The sequence below is a fragment of the Pollutimonas subterranea genome (assembly GCF_002849655.1).
GTDB classification, from domain to species: Bacteria; Pseudomonadota; Gammaproteobacteria; order Burkholderiales; family Burkholderiaceae_B; genus Pollutimonas; species Pollutimonas subterranea.
The window spans coordinates 1-16428 of record NZ_PDNW01000033.1 but is presented as its reverse complement, the minus strand read 5'-3'; the positions used below and the strand labels follow the sequence as shown (position 1 = coordinate 16428).

The 16428-nt window shown below is 58.3% G+C and carries 18 protein-coding genes; 3 read left to right on the top strand and 15 right to left on the bottom strand.

Going from position 1 to position 16428, the window contains the following annotated elements; genetic code table 11:
- Positions 1–138 precede the first annotated feature (138 nt).
- The 9 genes from fliN to fliF all read right to left on the bottom strand — a co-directional run bounded on the left by fliN (position 139) and on the right by fliF (position 9112).
- Positions 139–684, bottom strand: coding sequence for a flagellar motor switch protein FliN (fliN, locus tag CR159_RS20620; protein ID WP_102075826.1), 546 nt, complete (start codon positions 682–684; stop codon positions 139–141).
- Positions 668–1687, bottom strand: a complete 1020-nt coding sequence (fliM, locus tag CR159_RS20615; protein ID WP_102075825.1) for a flagellar motor switch protein FliM — start codon at positions 1685–1687, stop codon at positions 668–670. Before fliM ends, fliN begins: the two co-directional genes overlap by 17 nt.
- Positions 1688–2146 (bottom strand): flagellar basal body-associated FliL family protein, encoded by a 459-nt coding sequence (locus tag CR159_RS20610; RefSeq protein WP_233208437.1) that lies wholly within the window; start codon positions 2144–2146, stop codon positions 1688–1690.
- Between the two features lie 206 nt (positions 2147–2352).
- Positions 2353–3786 (bottom strand): flagellar hook-length control protein FliK, encoded by a 1434-nt coding sequence (locus CR159_RS20605; RefSeq protein ID WP_102075823.1) that lies wholly within the window; start codon positions 3784–3786, stop codon positions 2353–2355.
- Between the two features lie 11 nt (positions 3787–3797).
- Positions 3798–4247 carry a flagellar export protein FliJ gene (fliJ, locus tag CR159_RS20600; protein WP_199173381.1) on the bottom strand — a complete coding sequence of 150 codons (450 nt, stop codon included), beginning with the start codon at positions 4245–4247 and terminating at the stop codon, positions 3798–3800.
- Complete coding sequence (gene fliI / locus CR159_RS20595; RefSeq protein WP_102075822.1) at positions 4240–5712, bottom strand: flagellar protein export ATPase FliI; 1473 nt, start codon at positions 5710–5712, stop codon at positions 4240–4242. Before fliI ends, fliJ begins: the two co-directional genes overlap by 8 nt.
- Positions 5712–6452 (bottom strand): flagellar assembly protein FliH, encoded by a 741-nt coding sequence (gene fliH, locus CR159_RS20590; RefSeq protein ID WP_102075821.1) that lies wholly within the window; start codon positions 6450–6452, stop codon positions 5712–5714. The genes fliI and fliH overlap by 1 nt, the downstream gene beginning before the upstream one ends.
- Positions 6445–7446: a flagellar motor switch protein FliG gene (gene fliG / locus CR159_RS20585; protein WP_102075820.1), complete on the bottom strand. Its 1002-nt coding sequence runs from the start codon at positions 7444–7446 to the stop codon at positions 6445–6447. Before fliG ends, fliH begins: the two co-directional genes overlap by 8 nt.
- Positions 7433–9112, bottom strand: a complete 1680-nt coding sequence (gene fliF / locus CR159_RS20580; protein ID WP_102075819.1) for a flagellar basal-body MS-ring/collar protein FliF — start codon at positions 9110–9112, stop codon at positions 7433–7435. Before fliF ends, fliG begins: the two co-directional genes overlap by 14 nt.
- A 371-nt stretch (positions 9113–9483) precedes the next feature.
- Here fliF and fliE point away from each other — a divergent pair, with 371 nt between their 5' ends.
- Complete coding sequence (fliE, locus tag CR159_RS20570; protein WP_102075817.1) at positions 9484–9816, top strand: flagellar hook-basal body complex protein FliE; 333 nt, start codon at positions 9484–9486, stop codon at positions 9814–9816.
- 323 nt (positions 9817–10139) lie between these two features.
- On the opposite strand, the gene CR159_RS20560 is transcribed toward fliE, so the two are convergent.
- The 6 genes from CR159_RS20560 to CR159_RS20535 all read right to left on the bottom strand — a co-directional run bounded on the left by CR159_RS20560 (position 10140) and on the right by CR159_RS20535 (position 14660).
- Entirely contained in the window at positions 10140–10463 is a 324-nt protein-coding gene (locus CR159_RS20560; RefSeq protein WP_102075815.1) for an EscU/YscU/HrcU family type III secretion system export apparatus switch protein, read from the bottom strand.
- Positions 10460–11836: a flagellar hook-length control protein FliK gene (fliK, locus tag CR159_RS20555; protein ID WP_102075814.1), complete on the bottom strand. Its 1377-nt coding sequence runs from the start codon at positions 11834–11836 to the stop codon at positions 10460–10462. The genes CR159_RS20560 and fliK overlap by 4 nt, the downstream gene beginning before the upstream one ends.
- A gap of 3 nt (positions 11837–11839) precedes the next feature.
- Positions 11840–12145 (bottom strand): flagellar protein FliT, encoded by a 306-nt coding sequence (locus CR159_RS20550; protein WP_233208436.1) that lies wholly within the window; start codon positions 12143–12145, stop codon positions 11840–11842.
- Between the two features lie 142 nt (positions 12146–12287).
- Complete coding sequence (gene fliS / locus CR159_RS20545; protein ID WP_102075812.1) at positions 12288–12728, bottom strand: flagellar export chaperone FliS; 441 nt, start codon at positions 12726–12728, stop codon at positions 12288–12290.
- Positions 12728–14143, bottom strand: coding sequence for a flagellar filament capping protein FliD (gene fliD, locus CR159_RS20540; RefSeq protein ID WP_102075811.1), 1416 nt, complete (start codon positions 14141–14143; stop codon positions 12728–12730). Before fliD ends, fliS begins: the two co-directional genes overlap by 1 nt.
- A 118-nt stretch (positions 14144–14261) precedes the next feature.
- Positions 14262–14660 (bottom strand): flagellar protein FlaG, encoded by a 399-nt coding sequence (locus tag CR159_RS20535; RefSeq protein ID WP_102075810.1) that lies wholly within the window; start codon positions 14658–14660, stop codon positions 14262–14264.
- Between the two features lie 256 nt (positions 14661–14916).
- Here CR159_RS20535 and CR159_RS20530 point away from each other — a divergent pair, with 256 nt between their 5' ends.
- Both CR159_RS20530 and CR159_RS20525 read left to right on the top strand, forming a co-directional pair.
- Entirely contained in the window at positions 14917–15684 is a 768-nt protein-coding gene (locus CR159_RS20530; RefSeq protein ID WP_102075827.1) for an RNA polymerase sigma factor FliA, read from the top strand.
- 117 nt (positions 15685–15801) lie between these two features.
- On the top strand, positions 15802–16203 hold the full coding sequence (locus tag CR159_RS20525; RefSeq protein ID WP_102075809.1) for a flagellin N-terminal helical domain-containing protein: 402 nt from the start codon (positions 15802–15804) through the stop codon (positions 16201–16203).
- Positions 16204–16428: the final 225 nt, after the last annotated feature.

Here is a 16428-nt window from a genome sequence, read left to right as displayed (position 1 = left end):
GGTGATGGGGCGCGAGCCGCGCGCCAATGCTTTACTGACTGCCTGTTCGATAAAGGCCTCGGAATAGGTGGATTTCATTGCTGCTCTCTTTGAAAATTAGAGGCGACAACTAGTCTGACACGGGGGGTTCATGGCGGTTCAACGGCGGCTGTTAAGCCGGCTGATGCGATCGGACGGCGTCACGATATCGGTGATCCGGATGCCGTATTTTTCTTCGACAACCACTACCTCGCCCTGGGCGATCAGATAGCCATTGACGAAAATATCCATGGGTTCGCCGGCCAGGCCGTCGAGCTCGACCACCGAGCCTTGGCCCAGTTGAAGAATGTTCTTGATGGTCAGTCGCGTGCGGCCCAGTTCCACCGTCAGCTGCACGGGAATATCCATGATCATGTCGATGTCGCTGTTGGCGTCGACAACGCTGTTCATGAGCGGCTGGAATACGTGCGGGGTGGCGCTTGCCGGCGCGGGCGCGGCAACAGGGCTTGCCGGCGCACTGGCCTGCGACGCGGTTTGTTCGGCCAGCGCGCTCGCCCAGTCGTCGACATCCTGAGCAAGGCCGTCAGCCTGCGTGGACTGGCTGCTGGTGTGCGCCGCCTGTTCGGACAGCGCCGCCGCCCAGTCGATTTCCGGGTTATCGGATGCGCCATTGTCGTTAGCGATATCTTTAGTTGGATCGGTCATGTTTTCTTGCTTGTGTGAGTTCAGTTTCGGAGTTCGCCAGTATCTTGTTCACGCGCATGGCGTAGCGGCCATTGAAAGTGCCGTAGCCGCATTCCATGACGGGCACGCCGCCTACATGGGCCACGACGGTTGGCGAAATATCCACCGGCAGGATATCGTTGACCTGCAGCTTCATCAGCGCCGCGATATTGGTGTCTATCTTGGCAAAATCAACCGCAAGCTCGACGTCGGCGCTACGCACCTGGCGCGATAGCTGTTGCATCCAGCGCTGATCAATGGCGCCGGCATTGGCTTCCTGCAAGGGCCGGGTCAGCAGATCGCGCACCGGTTCGATCATCGAGTAGGGCAGGCAGATGTTCAGGTTTCCACCCGATGATCCGAGCTCGATATTGAATGATGAAACCACCACGATTTCATTGCCGCTGCTGATGCTGGCAAACTTGGTATGCATTTCCGAACGTACGTATTCGAATTCAATCGGGTAGACTTGTTCCCAGCCGCTACCGTAGCTTTCCAGCGTAAGGTTCAGCAGGCGCTGAATGATACGCTGCTCGGTCGTGGTGAAATCGCGGCCTTCAACCCGTGTGTTATAGCGGCCGTGGCCGCCGAACAGGCTGTCGATAATCAGGAATACCAGGTTGGGATCGAAGGTGAACAACGCCGTGCCGCGCAAGGGCTTCATGGTGACCATGTTCAGGTTGCTGGGCACCGGCAGGTTGCGTTCGAATTCGGAATATTTCTGTATGCGTATCGATCCGACCGTGATGTCCGCATTGCGGCGCATGAAGCTCAACAGCACGGATCGCAGGCGGCGGGCGAAACGCTCGTTGATGAGCTCCAGCGTCTGCATCCGGTGGCGCACGACGCGATCCGGCGAACTCAAGTCGTAGGGCCGTACGCCATGCGTGTCTTCGACCTTGGTGTCCTTGACATCGCTTTCACCGGTTACACCGGCCAGCAGTGCATCGACTTCGTCTTGCGAAAGTACGCTTTGGTATGACATTTATTGCACCACGAAGGCAGTAAACAGCACGCTGGTGATGTCGGGGCCCTTATCGTGCGGCAGATAAGGCTCTTGCAGCGCAGCGCTCAGGCTTTGTACCAGCGCCTGGCGACCTTCGGGAGTTTGCACAATGTCGGGTTGCTGTTCAGAGAGTTTGCGCAAGACGCGGTCACGTACCTCGGGCATGAATTCGTTGACAAGGCGACGTGATGTTTCGTCGGTCAAGCGCAAGGTTATTGCAACATACAGGATGCGGTTCGAATGTTCGCTGCGCAAGGTGACGGTAAACGGTTCCAGCGGCGTGAAGATGGGCGAGGGCAGCGGCAGCGCCTTGGTGGCGGATACAGGCACGGGGCCCTCGGCATTGGCCAGGCCAAACCCGGTTTTCTCGTAGTAAAACATGGTCGCGCCAATGCTGGCGGCGGCAATGACTACGATCGCGATCAGGAGTTTGAGCATTCTGGAAGTTCTGCCGGGTTTTGATTTTGCCATGGCCGGTCGGGTGGAAGATCGGTTGGAGGTAGTTGCCATCGTAAGCTGCGCGGGTGTGCGAACGCACTATCGTTCAAGGTAATCCATTGTGCCCCGGCGCGCCAAATGCAATCCTGTTGAATAAGGGAAGGAATACTCGGTTGCTCCGGGGTTTGGACAACTGCAATCGCGCATCAGGCAAAGGTATCGACCAGCGCGTCAGGGGCGCGGCTGCGTGCGGGCGAACGCGCGTCCATGCCGGCGACGTCACCGATTGCGTCGTCCGAGACTGTGGTTGTGGCTTTTCGGCTGGCGCCGAACGAATCGTTAAAGGACTGGTCGGTCTGGCCCTGGTCATTGACGCTGGTTTGCCCCAGCGATATACCGGCCTGCGCCAGCAACTGCTGCAACTGGGGCAGCGAGTTTTCCACCGTTTGCCGCACAGCTGCGTGTGGCGAGGTAAAAACGGCGTGGGCCACGTTATCGCTGATATTGATGGAAATACGCAGCGGTCCCAGTTCTGGCGGGTCCAGCCGCAGCTCTGCCGTGTGCGGCATATTATGGCCGCCTTGTGTCAGCGAAACGAACTGTCGCCCAAACTCGGCGCCCCATTGGGGACTCTGCAAGGGCGTTGCAATACCGGGCGGGGTAGCTGACGCGCCGGTCGTTGGCATCGAACCCAGGGTGCCTGGAAATCCAGTGTTGCCGCTCGCGGCGGTAATGGAGCCTGCCTGCGAGGCGTTCAAGTCAGTCTGCGCGGACGCTCCGGCAAAGCTGGCCCGGGCGCTTACCGAGGCGATATCGGCGGCAAGGGCGGCGGCATCCAGCGTGGCGGTCTTGGCGATGGTGATATCAGCCGCCAAGGTCTGCGCGGGCAGCAAGCCTTTTCGAGTGTCGCCGGCGACAGTCGGTGCCTTGCGCAAGTTGAGCTCGGTTTGATGAGGCAGCGCCTTGCGTGTATCAGGCGCGGCGTGTAAAGGCTGCGCCGTGGCTTGTGCCGGAACGAATCCGGCGGGTAGCTCGATGGCTTTGGCGATTGTAGCGGCTTGAGCGTCCGGCTTGAGCGCGGATAGCGGCGCCTTGGCCGTCGCGTCGTGTTTTGCGGTGCCCGCCAAGGCGGCTGCGGAGTTTGCACCCGCTTGCGTGGCGGCGATGGATATGGCCAGCGGATTGCCACGGGCCAGTTCGGCCGCCAAGGCATCAGCGTCGGCAGGTATACCATTTGGCTGCACACCGGCGGGAAGCGTCGTGGTGATCGCAGCGGCACCGCCCTGTGTGGCGTGTAAGGCGCCCGTTTGGCGGGCTGCCATGGCCAGCGCTGCTTCCGCTGCGATGTTTAAAGCAATTTGGGGCAGGCCAAGGCCTTGCTCGGCGACGTCTTCCGCCAGCGCTTCATCCGTGGGTTCTGCGACATCCACTGCAATGTCTTGCGCGTCGCCTTTCTTCGGCGCGGCGTCGGTATTGACCGGTATGGCTTTTGCAGGAGCGGGCTCGTTGGTTTGCTGCCCGGTCAGCACCGACGAGAAGCTTGGCGTGGCCGCATCCGGCTCGCGGCTGTCGCCGGCTCTAGTACCACCCGAATTAGTGGAAGCACTCGGCAGGGCAGTAGTAATCGTCGGTGTATTCATGGCTTGCCTGCTTAATAAGAGTGGTGTGCCCGGCGGTACAGATTGGCCGAGATTTCATCGCTGGCAAGCTGTTCGCTGCGGTTGGCGCGTGCAACTTGCTGGCGTGACTGGCGAGACTGCAACGCTTCAAATGAGCTTAGCCGGCGCTTCTGCGCATACCATTGCTGGCGACCTTGCTCTATCCGAACGTCCATTTGCCCGACAATGCTATTTTGCTGTGAAATGGCGTCGTCCAAAGTGGCGATGAACTGCCTAAAGTTATGGTAGTTCGAGGCTGACAAGCCGGTTTCCGTGGCCTTTTGCAGCCGCTGGGCATAATCCAGGCGATAGTCATGCAGCATTGCGAGCTGCGATTGGGCCTTGCCGCGTTCAGTCGTCAGAAGCTGCAGCTGTTTGCCGGCCTCGTTCGCGCCGTCTTTGGCAAGGTCTATCAACACGTTCAATGATGAGGTGCTAGCCATGGTTTACTCCTCGTTGCTGGACGCCATGCCCGAGCAATGTTTCCAGTTCAATGGTTGCGGCGTCGTAGTCGACCCGCATCTCGATGCCTTGCTGAAGATAGGCCTCCAGCCAGGGGTACTTTTCGATTGCTTCGTCGATCTGCGGATCGTTGCCGGGCGTATAGGCGCCTACGGCGACCAGGTCGTGGTTACGCTGGTAGCGCGAAAGCATTTTCTTGAACTTATGCACCAGCGTGAACTGTTCCTTGGGAACAATGGCCGACATCACCCGTGAAATCGAGGCTTCGATATCAATGGCTGGATAATGGCCGGATTCAGCCAGGCTGCGCGACAGCACCACGTGGCCGTCCAGGATGGCCCGCGCCGAATCGGCAATCGGGTCTTGCTGATCATCGCCCTCGGTCAACACCGTATAGAACGCGGTAATCGACCCGGCGGGCCGATCGCCCAGCGGCGCGCCATTGCCCGCGCGCTCGACCAGTGCCGGGAGCTTGGCAAACACCGAAGGAGGATAGCCCTTGGTTGCAGGGGGCTCGCCAATGGCCAGCGCAATCTCGCGTTGCGCCATGGCATAGCGGGTCAGGGAATCCATGATCAGCAGCACATGCTGTCCCTGATCGCGGAAATACTCGGCCAGCTTGGTCGCGTAGACCGCGCCTTGTAGGCGCAATAGCGGCGAGACATCGGCCGGCGCAGCGACGACCACCGAGCGCTTAAGTCCTTGTGCGCCTAGATTGTGTTCGATGAATTCCTTGACTTCGCGGCCGCGTTCACCGATCAGGCCCACGACAATGACGTCGGCCTTGGTATAGCGGGCCATCATGCCCAGCAGCACGCTTTTGCCCACGCCCGAGCCGGCAAACAGGCCCATGCGCTGGCCACGACCCACGGTCAGCAATCCATTGATGGCCCGTACGCCGACATCCAGCACGGTGTCTACAGGCGCACGCGTAAGCGGGTTGATGATCTGGGCGTTCAATGGGGCCGAACTGACATTGGTCAGCGCTCCCAGGTCGTCCAGCGGTCGGCCGGCGCCGTCCAGCACGCGGCCCAACAAACCCTCGCCGACCGGTAGGTGGCGAGACAGGATGGCCGGGGCGCTGAACCCACCGACTGCCGTCAAGGGCAGGGGGATGCGGCTTTGGATGCCGGGCTCGATGGGCACCACGCGCGCGCCGGGCGGCAGCCCCGAGGTATCGCTTTGCGGCATCAGGTACAGCGTATCGCCATGGAACCCGACAACTTCGGCGTCCGCCCAGTAATCCTGTCCGGGAGAAATTTCTATCTTGCACGCGGCGCCCACGGCCAAGCGCAGGCCTGTTGCTTCCAGCACCAGGCCGGTTGCGCGTGTGATGCGCCCGCTGACGTGCCAGGACTCGGTCGCCGCGACTCGCCGAGCACCGGTCTCCAACTGGGCCAGCCAGCGAGCGGTTGCAGTGGGAAGCAGATCGGTGCTTCGGGGCATCAGGGTTTCGTTACCGCGGTGGAAGACTGGCCCAGCGCCGAGGTGACGCGTTCCCAGCGGGTTTGCAGCGTCGCATCGATATTGCCCAGTACGGTTTCCGCAAGACAGCCGCCGCGTTCGATGGACGCATCGGCCAACAGGCGCCAGTGGCTGACGCCAATATCGTGCTGCAAGTACTGGTCCACCAGGTCCAGGTCATCGGGATGGACACGGAGCTTCAGTATGGCCTCCTTGCTGGTATCCAGATGCGTGATATCGCGCACCAGATCCAGTATCTTCTCGGGATGGGCATCCAGGGTGCTGCGCAACACCTGTTCGGCGATGCGTATGGATAGCGAAATCAGGGCCTGGCCCATTTCCTCGTCCACGGCAGCAAGCGCGGCGGCAGAGGCGTTGGCCAACTCGTGCAGTTGGGTGATCTCGTGTTGCGCGCGCTCCCGCCCGGACGCAAGACCCGCTTCAAAGCCGGCGGCGTAGCCGTCCTCATGCCCGGTTTTGTGGCCTTCTTCGTGACCAATGGCCAGGCCTTGCGCATGGCCGGTGGCATAGCCTTCAGCGTGGCCGCTAAGCTGGGCCGCATCGCGCAGGCGCTGCACTTCGGCATGGATGTCGGCGATCTTCGGCACGGGTTTCTGCGCTACGACCGGTTTGGCGGGCGCCGCCGGTGCATCGAACGACGACATCTCCCACCGCTTCCACGTATCGGCTTCTTGATAGCGGCCAATGCGTTTGTCAGACATATTCGTCGTTTCCGAGGCTGCCCAGCGTGAACTGGCCCGCTTCGGCAAGCTTGCGGGCTACCTGCACAATATTCTTCTGCTCTTCTTCCACCTTGGACATGCGCACCGGACCTTGTGCATCCAGGTCGTCGCGCAGCATTTCGGCCGCCCGGTTGGACATGTTCTTGAAGAACTTCTCACGCAGTTCTTCCGGCGCACCTTTCAGGGCAATCGTGAGCGACGTCGTGTCGATTTCCTTCATGATCAACTGGATGGCCGTATCCTCGATATCGGCCAGGTTCTCGAAGACGAACATCTCCTCGACGATGCGTTGCGCCAGATCGGCGTCCAGTTCGCGCAGGCTGGCCACGACGGCATCTTCTTCCGTCGAATTCATGAAGTTCAGTATCTCGGCCGCGGTGCGTACACCGCCCATCTTGCTGCGCTTGGCCCCTTGCCCGGACAGCATGTTGTTCAGGACGTCGGTCAATTCATGCAAGGCTGATGGTTGTACACCGCCGAAGGTGGCGATACGCAGCATGACGTCGTTGCGCAGGCGTTCGGTCAGCAAGGCCAGTACACCCGACGCGCGGTCACGTTCCAGGTGGACCAGTATCGTCGCAATAATCTGCGGATGTTCGTCGGCGATGAGTTCGGCCACCGCGGCGGCGTCCAGCCAGTTCAAGGCATCGATGCCGTTGGAGTTGTCACCGGCTTCCAGGATGTCTTCGATCAGGCCGGCTGCGCGGTCATTGCCCAGGGCCTTGTTAAGCACCGAACGTATGTAGTCGTCAGAGCCCAGGGTAACCGCCATGAATTGATCGGCCTCCTGGCGAAACTCTTCCAGCACGCCGTCCACATCGGCGCGCGTCACTTGCTTCAAGTTCGCCATGGCCGATCCGACCATTTGTACTTCACGCGCGGTCAGGTACTTGAAAACCTCCGCCGCGGCGTCCTCGCCCAGCGACATCATCAGGATCGCGCAGCGGTCCAGGTTGGGATCAACGGTTGCCATTTTTTTCCATCCATGAACGCAGCACCATAGCGACGGCGCGCGGATCCTTTTCGGCCATGGTACGGGCCGTATTCATATTGTCTTCGTAACGGCTGATCTCGTTGGCGCGGCGTTCGGCCGCGGCCATTTGCTCGAGATTGCTTGCGTTCTCCGCTTTCTCCGCGTCGCTTACCACCTTTTCGGCCGCCGACGCTTCCATCATCGGCTTGACGAACTTGCGCCACACGAAAAACACCAACAGCGCGATCAGCAAGTACTTGGCAAGTTGCAGCGCGAAGTCCAGATAGATCGGGTTTTCCCAGATTGGCTGAGCGGGTGGTGTTTCGTCGCTGAACGCGGTGTTTACGACGCTTAAAGTATCGCCGCGTTCTACCGAGTAACCCATGGCCTGCTTGACCAGGTCGTTGAGCTTTTCCAGTTCCGCCTCGGGCAAGGCTTCCGGCTTGCCATCGATATTGCGGTAGTTGACCACGACAGCCACCGACAGGCGTTGCAGCTTGCCCATGGGATCTTTGACGTGGCTGATGGTGCGATCGACTTCGTAGTTGATCGTCGCATCGTTGCGGGCGTTGCCCGTACCGTTCAATAGCGTGCTGTTGGGCGTCAGGTTGGTAACCGTGTCGCCACCTGCCGCAGCGTTGGGCGCGTTGGGATTGGCGGGGTTCGGTTGAGCGGCGTTCGGTTGGGGAGTAATAATAGGGGCCGTGGCATTCGCGGGCGGCTGGTTGGTCAAGGCGCCTGGCACGCCTTCCGCCGGCAGCGCATTGTTTTGCACCGACGAACTGGTCTGTTCGCTGCGAACCGCACCTTCACCCGGCTTTTGATTGGGCCGATAGACTTCCGAGGTTTTCTCGCGCTGTGCGAAATCCATATCGGCCGTGACCTGCGCACGAACGTTGCCCGGTCCCACCAAAGGATTGAGCAGGGTCAGAATGCGCTGGACCGTACGCGATTCGATATCGTTGACCAGGTTGCGGCGGCTGCTGTCGACACCGGCTTCACCGGTAGGCAATGTCAGCAAACGGCCATTCTGGTCCACGACCGATACCTTGTCGGCGGTCAGGTTGGGAACGCTGGACGACACCAGCCAGGTTATAGCGGCGACTTGCGCATCGCTCAAGCTGCGGCCCGGGTACAGCGTCAACAACACAGACGCCGTTGGCGCCTGGCGATCGCGTACGAACAGGGACTCACGAGGTATGGCCAGGTGCAGACGTGCTTCCTGCACCGCGTGCAAGGCCTGGATGGAACTGACGATTTCGCCTTCCAGCGCACGCTGGTAATTTATCTGTTCGGTGAACTGGCTCGCGCCGAAGCGGGTTTGATCCATCAGCTCGAAACCCGTCTCGCCGCTGCGTGGCAGTCCCTGCTGGGCAAGCTGCAGGCGCGCCTCGTGCACCTTGTCGGCGGGCACCAGTATGGCATTGCCGGTGGATCCAAGCTGGTAGGGCACATTCAATTGCGTGAGCGCGGCAACAATGGCTCCGCCGTCGCGGTCGGCCAGATTCGAGAACAAGACCTTGTAGTCGGGCTCGCGGCTCCACAGCAGCAGGACGGCAATGACGGCGACCACAGCGGCGGCAAGGCCCAGTTGTATGGGCTTGGACAGTGTGCCTATCTTTGACAGAGTCGGGAAGCGGGCCAACAAATCAGCAGTTTGGCTCATTGATGACCTCTTGCGCTGTAACGGTTAAGGTCAAGCGAGAACGTCGAGCTGGTAGTTGGCAAGGTGGACATGCGGCAAGACAAATATAAGGAGTGTGAATTATTGCGCGGTTCAACGCAGGGGCAAGCGTCGAAGAACGCCGCTTTTGGGTGTTATTTAGCTCTTATGAATCCAGTGAATGATCGGTTCCCGGTCCTCTACGGTTTGACGCAAGTCGAGAATTGCGGTGACGAGACTATAGCTGTTGAAGACGTGGTCGGTAATGCTGGAAAAGCAGGGTGATTTGCCCATAGATGCAGGGGTTGCCGCAGCGGGTAATTGAGTACATTGTGCAGGCGTGAAAGTTCCGCGTTTTTGGACTCAATATAAATATGGCTATACAAAATCTATCGGCAATCGAGAATATGCTGTCGCAGATGCGGGCGGTCGCGCAGGCGGCATCGGCCGGTTCGGTGCGTACGCCGAATACGGTGGCGGACTCCGGTGGCTTTGCCGCGGAGCTGGCGCGTTCGCTGGGCCGCGTGGCAGAAATGCAGAATAGTTCGGCGGCGCAGACGCGGGCCTTCCAGATGGGAGATCCGGGTATTTCGCTGAATAATGTGATGATTGATAGCCAGAAGGCGGGAATTGCATTCCAGGCGACATTGCAAGTTCGGAATAAGCTGGTGGAGGCTTATAAGGAAATTGCCAACATGGCTGTTTAGTGTCTTAAAGGCGGCGCTTTGGCCAAAGGGGAGCGGCGCTTGTGTGTTGCGTCGTTGATCTCTGCGGAGCGCCGTTGGTATCTTATGCCGGTGCTGCCGGTTGGTATGGGCACTGCTCAATATCGCTGCGGCCCCGCGCTACGCCGGGGCAGACCTTGCAGCCGGCCTGGATCGGGGCGGGCGCGAACTCACAAATAAAGGCAGCTTCGGCTGCCTTTATTTGTTCAAACATGCGCGCCCTTTTTTCCCCGATCCAGGCCGGCCGCAAGGCGCGCTCAAATTTCGCTGTGCCCATACCGACCGGCAGCGCCTGGTGTTAAGGCTTACTGAGCGGCTTCAGGACCTTGATGGGCCAGCAGTTCCTGCCCTTTGCCGCCTTCCAGGGCATACAGCCAAGCAAGAAGTTCAGCGATGGCGACATAGAGCTGGGGAGGGATGTGGGCGTCCAGGTCTATTTGCATGAGCAGGCCGACGAGCTCGGGCGATTGGTGGACGTAGAGGTCGTTTTCCTTGGCTGTGCGGATAATGGTTTCGGCGAGTGTGCCGTAGCCTTTGGCGACGACGCGGGGAGCGGCGTCTTGTTTGTCGTAGGTGATGGCGACGGCGACTGGGCGGACATCGTCTTGAGGGCGTACACCCGTGCTCATGGTTGGGTGCTTCCGTGGACGATGCTTGCGGCGGCATCCCAGGCGTTGTCCGCGACGGCGATCTGGCTAAGCTGCATGCCTATGGCCGAGTAACGCTCGCGCAGGGCTTCGGCGTGCTCTTTCAATAGTGTGGAAGACTCCGGCGCGATAAGCTGCATGACGACTTGTTGTCCGGCCAGGGTCAGCCTGGCCTGGACGTTGCCCAGCACGGGCAACTGGATGTTGATGCGCGTGGCCCAGTGTTCGGCTTCGGGCGATAGAAGGGTGTCATCGCGGGAGGGTTCGCGGCGGTTAATTTCCCATTCCATGGGCGCGTCGGGCCATGCCTCGCCGCGCCAGGCGAAGGTCTGGTTGGCCAACACTTCCAGTTGCTGGCGGACGATTTGATGGGTCTGGGGATCAAGGCCAGGTACGGGTAGGGGAGTGCCGGTATTGGACGATCCAATAGTTGAACCAGTGTTCGTGGTTGTATGGCTTGCGGGTGCTTCGCCGCGCTGGCTTTGTGGGGCAGCTAATGTTTCGGCCGCCGCCGGAAGGTGCGCCGGAGCATTGGCATTGCTCGTTGGTGCTGCGGTGGTCGGACTATTGCCTGGTGCTGCGCCTTCTGGGCCGCGTGCGACCTGGGCCTGCGGTTCTTGCCGCAGTTGGGTAAGGCTATGCTTGCCGTAGGCCAGGTTGTTCAAATGCGATTCGTAGAAGATGCCGCTGCCTTGAAGCGCTTGCGCCAAGGCTTGGGCCAGTTGGGTCGGGACCGACGCAACGGACGGGCTTGCGGCAGTAGCTGCCGAGGCTGATGCAGCTGTGATAGTAGCGGTACCCGTTCGAACGCTGGCTGCAGTTGACGCATTTATATTCTGACCACGAACGGAAGTTGCTGCGCTATCCGTACGTGCTGCATTACCCGCTGCCGTGTTCAAGCCACCTGCGGTTGTGAGCAGGGCAGAGCGCGGGTTCGCGATCAGCAGTGGGGCCTTGCCTTGTACTGCGGCCGGCTGGTCGGGATGGTTTGCGAGCAAGGCGAGGATAGTACGAGCTGCATGGCCCAGGCTCGTAGGCGCCGATTTCGTGGTGGCGGTATTCGGGGCGCTGCGCGCGGCCAGTATTTCGGCGGCAAGGGTGTCCAGCTTGGCGCGATTAATTGCCTGCCTGGTTTGCTGTTCGGTCTGGGCAGTAGCGCGGTCTACGCCATCGCGGGTTTGCCGGTGTACCTCATTCTGGGCGGGATCAGGCCGTTCTGCGCTGCCGGGCTGCGTTACGGCATCGGGTCGCGCGCCAGTAACCAGGTTCGCCTGCTGCGACAGCGTGGTGCCTAGTACTGAATCCAGCCGATGCACCAGCAAGGTGCCCAGCGCCGATGGGCCGCCTATGCTCATGGCTTATACAGCGTTGCTGGAGTAGGCGTGCAACACGGACTGCTGACGCTTCATATTGCCCAGCAACATACTAAGCCGGCCGAGTTCTGGTGTTGCCAGCATCCGAATCTTGGCATCGTCATCAAGAATTTTTGTCAGGAGATCTCTACGAGCTTCTCTATCTTCATCACTAAGCGCGGCGATGGCCCGCAAGGATTCAACCGCGTCCTGGTATTGCTCACCTAGCGCAACCACAGCATCCCAGTTATCGGCGCGCGCCTCCGCCAACATACGGTTGGAAATGCCAGCTATGATTTCGTATTGGCGCAAGATGGATGAGGTAGAGCTCGTAGGTAAAGTCATTGGGCGGAAAGAAGGTGGGGACGATGAGGAGGCTGATCAGCTTCAAAACATGAAGCAAGCATATGATGATTAAATGTTGAATGCTATGGGTTCAGGACCAGAAAACAGCTTAGGCCGTTTGCCCGGAAGGTGCATCTATTCTTGGGTCTACCGCGATTCGCCACGCGCTGCTTATGTCGACCAGCAAGCGCTCGGCGAGGGCGAGTTTATCGATATCAGCATTCAAATTAGCCAGCAGCAGGTTGCGGATGATCAATTCATAGGTAGCAACCAGGTTCGTGGCCAATTCCCCGCCCGATTTCAGGTCGATACTGGCTTTCAGGCCAGAATCGACAATATCGATGGCTTTGGATATTGCCATGCCGCGTCCTTCGATATTGTTGCTTTCCATATGGAGTTTGGCTTTCAAGATAGCCGCGTGCGCACCGTTGAACAGCAGGGTGATTAAGTGTTGAGGGCTGGCGCTGAATACCTCGGTTTCCAAGCCTATATTGGCATAGGCCTGGGCAGAATGCTGTCGTTGCGTGCCGCGCGCTAAAGAATAAGTCATTATTTTTCGTTCAGATTGCCGAGCATCGATAGTTGCTGGGTCAGGTAAGAACTGACAGAGTTCATTTGCGCGACCATGGAGTCCATTGCGCTGAACTGCTTGCGGTAGACTTCCATTTTGGCATCGATTCGATCAAAGGTTGCTGCGTATTGCTTATTCAGATCTTTAAGGCTGCTCGTCATGCTGTCGGAGGCCGAGCTGATAAGTCCACCGCTTTTTATGAAAACATCGGCTGTTGCGCCCAGCTTTTTGCTGATGCCATTTTCTCCGGCAAATAGATTCTGCACGTCGACCATGTTGTCTTTCAGTGCAGCAGAAAGCTTGGTGCTGTCAACTTTAAGGGTGCCATCCTTCACGTCGGTCGTGATGCCCATTTGCGACAGGGAACGCACCGCGCCCGACGAGCCAGCTACGTTAAGCGCTTCGCGGATCTGGTTCTGAATATTGCGGGTCAGGCTGTCGCCTGTGAGAGCGCTGCCTTTCTGCGCGTCCACATTGTATGAGCTTAAGGTCTTGATAATGCCTTGAAGCGTGTTATAGGCTGAAACAAACGCATTGACCGCTTTGCTGGTCACCGAGTCATCCCGAGAGACAGTAAGGGCGTCGGTGGCGTAGACGCCGTTGCCTAGGTCGGCGTGCGTTTTGGTTAGCGTGAGCGTTACACCCTCAATGGCATCTTTCACCGTGTTCGTCTGACTGGTGATAGGTATGCCATTTATCTCAATGGTGGCGTTCTTCGCAGCTGACTCGGTAAGGGGGTTGGTCGCGTTCGTGCTTTCGAAGCCAATGATCGCGTCCAGGTAGGATGGGGTCCCATCGTCGGATTTGGTCACCTTGATGGTCTGTACAGCCGCGTCCATCCCGGTTCTCTTGGCGGTGAACATAAGATGGGACTGTGGCGGTTCGCCACCGATATTGATCAGCGTAGCACTGATCCCCAGGCTGGAATCGCCATTAACAGCTTTCACTATTCCTTCCAACGTTGTGTCAGCCTTATCCAGGGTAATGGTTTTGGTGGCGGAGCCGTTAAGCTTAATCTCAATATTGACCTTGCCTTCGGCCAACTGCGTTGTGGGTGTAAGGGCTGATGTTCGTAGCGATTGCGAAGTGGCAAGCTGCTTCACGGCAATGTTGTATATTCCGGCAACCGCCTTGTTCGTGGCTGTCCCGGTATAGGCGTCACCTGTTGCACTGGTTTTTAATGCGCCGAAAGTGTCGGCCTTCGCCATGGCATCTGACGCGTTTTTCAGCACTTCTACCGAGCTTTTAATAGTACCGTAGGCCGACAAGCGGCTTTCGACGGTATCTGCCCTGGACTGAATAAGCGCCAGGCTCTGGTTTTCGCTGGTGCGCAGGTTTTCGAGCAGTTCTTCCAACGGAAGACCAGAACCAATGCCGATAGATGAAATAGCCATAATTAACTCCGAGTCCAGATAGTGTGCAGCAATTCAAAAAGATTCAATGCGATTGTCAGCGGGTAGATGGGTGGGCTCTTTAAGCGATTACCCCTAACCGTCGCTTAAGCGTTTACTGTCATGCCTTCGTATTGACGACGTTACCCTGCATTTGGACAATCATTTTTGCGATGCGTACGACGGCATCGCTAGGCACGGTGCGCAATACTTCCCCTGTTGCGCTGTCGATAATCGATACCACGACGCGACCGGCATCCGGATCCACATTGAATCGCATGCTGGTCGCCCACGCCTTCATGTTGTTATTCACATCTTCCAAGGCCTTTTCCATCGAATTCGGGTTGCCCGGCGCGGTCATCCCATCGTCAGGTGCTGTCGTGGCGCTACCGCTGCCCGAGGCAGTGCGGGACGCGGTAACGGTCACAGCGGGTTCGGGCGGGACAGGAGGACGGTCCAGATCGGTCAGCGGGCTACCGAAAATAAGCGGTATAGCATTGGATCCAACAGGGTTAAACATGTTCCCGGCTCCTGAAAATTATTGATATTAAGTGAGCTATAGCGCCGCGACCGCAGGATCTACACGTCAAGCGCATTATTAGTGCATATAACGGCTGATACGGCTAAATCTTTAGTTCCGTTTAGCTGGCGGGGTGAGAGTTCGGGCAACAAAGACGGCAATATGGAAAACAGACAGCAGAATATAGAGCTTCTCCATTCATCGGTATATCCAAAAATGCGTCACAATGGCTGATCTGTATACCTATTGTGTCCGCATGCCTAGCTCCGAAGACCTTCTTGTCGGCCAGTACGCTCCACTCGTTCGCCGCCTGGCGCTGCAGCTTGTGGCAAAACTGCCAGCCAGCGTAGAGCTTGATGACTTGATCCAGGCTGGCATGATGGGGCTACTGGACGCGATACGGCGATACCAACAAACGGTGGAGGCGCAGTTTGAGACGTATGCAGTCATGCGGATACGCGGCGCCATGCTTGATGAATTGCGTAGCCAGGACTGGCTACCGCGTAGCGTACGCAGCAAGGCAAAGAGTATAGAGCAGGCCATCCGCCAGCTTAATCACCGTTTGTTGCGTCCCGCCACCGAATCCGAGATTGCCGCGGAGCTTGACATGCCTCTGGCTAATTATCAGGGGCTCCTTGAAGAGGCGCATGGCGTGCAAGTCATTCATTACGAAGACTTGTCGCGCAATGGGGACGACCTCTCCCATCCGTTGGATCGCGCGCATACTCAGGGCGCCGGTAGCGAACAAGCCGCGTGGACCAACCCGTTGAATCAGTTGGTGTCGCAAGGTCTGCGTCGCGCACTGACAGATGCCATTGCAAACCTGCCCGAGCGAGAGCAATTGCTGCTGTCTCTGCAATTCGAGCAAGACCTGAATCAAAAGGAAATTGGCGCTGTCATGGGCATTACCGAGGGAAGGGTATCGCAACTACGCTCGCAGGCTGTGGCTCGTATTCGGGTTGCGCTGGCGCAAGATGATTGGCAACAGGCGCCAGGCGATATCGAATTTCAAGCCCTGCTTTAGGCGGCCTGGGATCATGAGGGCGAGTTCTGTACTCCCGAAGTTAAGATTGTATGATCTCCAATATGTTTTCGACCAACAGAAATGTACCGGCAATGCGGTTACTGATTAAGCTTCAAAGTGCGCAAGAAAGCATGGCCTAATACTGTTGAGCGCTTATCGTCAGGCCAGCGTGTTGACTTTGCGGCTAGTGTTTCGGCGGGAGCGGTGGTCGCTAACCGTATGACGCCCAACCTGCGCGCACACAGTACGGTAGGCAGCGGCATCAACGGTGAAATCAGTCTAATGCAGGTCACTGAAGACGGGTTGGACGAAATCAATGACCTTTTGCTGCTCCGGCGCCCGTTGGCTGCGCACGCGGCGACCGAAATGCTGTCTAATAGTGACCGCGCCAGTTCAGATGCGGAATGCAAACTGCTGCACGACGAACTCCCTATTACGACTGAAGCTTTTAGCAAGTATGCTCTGGCGCCGGCCACCGCGCTCGTTCAAAAAGTGCAATTAGGGCACACAGCCCAGTGAATTAAAAGGCTATGTCCCCGTTATGTGTCGGAAGGATTAATATTTAACGTGAAAGACTTGTGTTTTTGGCCGAATGGCCCCCTGGCCATTGAAGACCATTAAAGTGGACCCTGGAATCGAGACAGCGCTTTAAGCTGTAGTCCGAGGAGGATTACAAGGTGGTCGAAGTCAGGAAACGCAAGGTTCACAGCGCAGAATTCAAGGCCAAGGTCGGGATGGAAGCGG